This window comes from Synechococcus sp. R6-10 (assembly GCF_047461815.1).
Lineage (GTDB): Bacteria > Cyanobacteriota > Cyanobacteriia > Thermostichales > Thermostichaceae > Thermostichus.
Genome location: NZ_JANSHW010000405.1, coordinates 1 through 3,110 on the forward strand (window position 1 = coordinate 1; position 3,110 = coordinate 3,110).

The 3,110-nt window shown below is 60.7% G+C and carries 2 protein-coding genes and 1 pseudogene; 1 reads left to right on the forward strand and 2 read right to left on the reverse strand.

Annotated elements, in window-relative coordinates; translation table 11 throughout:
* On the reverse strand, window positions 1–1,770 hold a 1,770-nt coding region (locus NW837_RS11250), incomplete at its 3' end, for a serine/threonine protein kinase (protein ID WP_414331586.1).
* Window positions 1,771–1,907: 137 nt separating this feature from the next.
* On the opposite strand from NW837_RS11250, the gene NW837_RS11255 reads away from it, so the two are divergent.
* Window positions 1,908–2,789 carry an inositol monophosphatase family protein gene (locus NW837_RS11255; protein WP_414331587.1) on the forward strand — a complete coding sequence of 294 codons (882 nt, stop codon included), beginning with the start codon at window positions 1,908–1,910 and terminating at the stop codon, window positions 2,787–2,789.
* Here NW837_RS11255 and NW837_RS11260 read toward each other — a convergent pair.
* Window positions 2,744–3,110: pseudogene (locus NW837_RS11260) on the reverse strand (glycosyltransferase family 2 protein); the annotation flags it as partial. The gene NW837_RS11255 and the pseudogene NW837_RS11260 overlap by 46 nt on opposite strands.

Here is a 3,110-nt window from a genome sequence, read left to right on the forward strand (position 1 = left end):
ACCTTTCCAGCCCTGAGACCACAAGGCCCATTGCAGCCCACCGACGCCAACCCCCACCAGCAAACCGCGCAGCGCATCTCCCATTGCCTGCAAGACATTTTGGAGCCAGGGATCCGTCGGGTTAAAAGCAGAGGTTGCTACCCCCACCTGGGGAGCGAGGAAATCCGCCGCCGCCCAGCCCAAAGCCGTGGCCAGCAAAGTTGCAGCCACCCATCCCACCGAAACCTGCCGCCGCAACACCGCCCACTGCAGCAGCCCCATCAGCAAGCCAAGGCCGGCTCCAGCCACCGCTTCTTGTAGCGATCCCAAAGCCGCCAGCAGAGGCGCTGATGCCCCCAGCCCCAGGTAGCCGATCCCAGCCGCCCCCAAATTGGCCAAGAGCCAACTCAACGCCGACCCTTTGCCCAGGCGGGGTGCATTCAGGGGTGCATCCAACAGATGAGAGCCGGACTTGCTGTTGACATGTTCTTGCCCAACTTTCTGCTCTACCTCGCGCAGTCCCTGTTCCGCTGAAGGGTTACCCGGTTCCAGCCGCAGCACCCCTTGATAGTCCATCTGGGCAAGGCCCCAATGCCCCTGTCGTTGGTGGGCCAGACCGCGGTAGAGATAGTAGCGGGCTTCGTTGGGGGCGCTCTGGATCAGCTCGTTGAGCAAATGGACGGCCATCTTGTACTCGCCTGCCTCGATCAGACTGACCGCCTGCTGGAGCTTTTCTTCCTCAACTGGGGCAGTTCGGGGCTGTTGGGAAGTCGGCTGGCCAAATCCGGTCGGGATCCGCTGGGGACGAACACCTGGAGATGCAGGAGATGAACTTGAGGGAACGAACGGGGCAGGAGGGGCGATCTTGTTTCCATAGACAGCCTGTAGCTGCTGGCCGAGCCCTTCCATGTTGGCCGGGCGGAGGGCAGGGTCTTTCTCTAGGCACTGGAGGATGACCCTCTCCAGAGCAGCAGGGATGGGGTGGGCTAGCTTGTGGTCTTGGAAGGGGCGGGGCTTTTGAAAGTTGTGGACGTGGTACCAGCCTTGCAAGGTGTCGGTATCCGGCTCGAAGGGCAACGCACCAGTTAACAGCTCGTACAGCACCACCCCCAGGGAATAGATGTCGGAGCGGCCATCCAGCTTTTCTCCGCGCATTTGCTCGGGCGAGGCATAGACCATCGTGCCCAAAAAATAGCCCGTCTGCGTCAGGCCACGAGAGGTCTCCCCCATGAGCTTGGAAATGCCGAAGTCCAGGATCTTGACCCGCTCTTTCCCATCGGGCCCTTTCTGCACAAAGATGTTGCTGGGTTTAATGTCGCGGTGGATGACGCCGCGAATGGAGTGCTTGCCCAGATCCATCTGAAAGTTGTGGGCGTGGTGCAGGGCAGAGCAAATTTGCAGAGCCAAGTTCACCACTCGCTCTGGGTGCAAGGGGCCTTCCCGAGCCAGCACATAGTCCAACCCCTGGCCGCTGTAGGGTTTGGCATTCAGGTACTCCATCACCAGATAGGGCTGGTTTTGGTACAGGCCGTAAGAGCGCACCTGCACGATGTTGGGGTGCTCGCCCAACAGAGCGCTGACCCTGGCCTCATCCATGAAGCGTTGCTGCAGTTGCTGGTAGTACTCTGGGCCCATGTCCGGGGGCGGCGGGCGCAACAACTTGACGGCCACCAGCTCGTCATTGAGCTGGGTATCCACCGCCTCGAACACATTGCCGTAGCCACCCTCGCTGATGTGGCGGGTCAGCCGGTAGCGGTTGCCAATCAGTTGTCCAATCAGGCGCTGGTTCATGGAGGAGGGCGGCCAGCCGGGGAGTTTACCTATGATTCTAGTCAGCTTAGGGGCTTAAAACCTGCTGGTGAGGGATCCGCTTGCCATTGCGAACCCTTTTTCACCCCAAAAGCCAGGGATCCCGCTAGGATTGGGGCATGAGCGCTCCTTCTGTAACTGCCGTTCTACCCCCCTTCTGGCTGGAGGTTACCGAGTTTGCCCTGCAGGCCACGGCTAGCGTGGGATCCCAGCTCTTGGCAGACTTTGGCCAGGCCCACCCTACGGTTCGCGCCAGCGGGACGGAGTCCTTAAAAGCTGACGGTAGCTTGGTAACCTCTTCCGACGAGTGGGCGGATCGCGCTTTTCAAGGGACCATTGCCGCTGCCTACCCCGATCACGGTTATCTGAGCGAGGAATCCAACCACATTTTTCCCGAGAAGGAGTGGTGTTGGGTAGTGGATCCTTTGGATGGCACCACCAATTTTGCCCGTGGGATCCCCATTTGGGGCAGCTCCTTGGCTTTGCTGCATTGGGGCGTGCCGGTGTTTGGCTGTGTCCATCTGCCGCCCATCCGCCAGACTTTTTACGGTTATTGGCCTCGGTTTCCTGGGGATGCAGCAGCAGGAGCTTTTCTCACCCGCCACGACCGGGATCCCGCCTGTCCCCAGCCAATCCGTCCTAGCACCGCCTCACCCGGCCCCAACCAATTGTTCAATTTCTGTTCCCGCAGCAGCCATTGGATTAGCCCGCAATTCCCTTGCAAAGCGCGGATGTTGGGGGGCGCTGCCTACAACCTGCTGGCGGTGGCCGGTGGCAGCCTTTTGGGGGCGGTAGAACGCTCGCCCAAGATCTGGGATGTGGCGGCAGTGTGGGCCATTGTCAAGGGGGCCGGCGCCGTTTGGGAACCCCTGAGCTGCACCGATCCGGATCCCGGCCAGCCTCTCATTCCCGGCAAGGATTATGGCCGACTCACTTACCCCGCCCTGGTGGCAGCTCAAGCCGAGTGGATCCCCTTATTTCGCGCCTTCATCGCTCTGTAGCTTTCGTAAACGGCCTGCACGTTGTACCAGTTGAGGAAAAAAATCCGGCACAGCTCCAGAGCCAACTGCGAGCGGCCCTGCCGGATCAACCAGCGCAGCAGCGGTTCCACCCGCTTCTCGTTCAGCCAGCCCCCCAGGGATAAAAGGCCCCACAGGAATTGGTGCAGGGGCGTCAGTTGGATCATCAGGCGCACGGCCCAGGTGGGGTGTTTTTGGTAAAAGAGAATGCCCATGTGGCCCCGCTGCCGTTCCCGCTCAATCAATCCTGGGATCTGCTGCAGCTCAAAGGGCGGATGCCAGTGGTAGCCGGTGGCCTGGGGG

Coding starts and splice junctions, on each gene's coding strand:
- NW837_RS11255 (WP_414331587.1), top strand. CDS start 1,908: ATGAGCGCTCCTTCTGTAACTGCCGTTCTACCCCCCTTCTGGCTGGAG.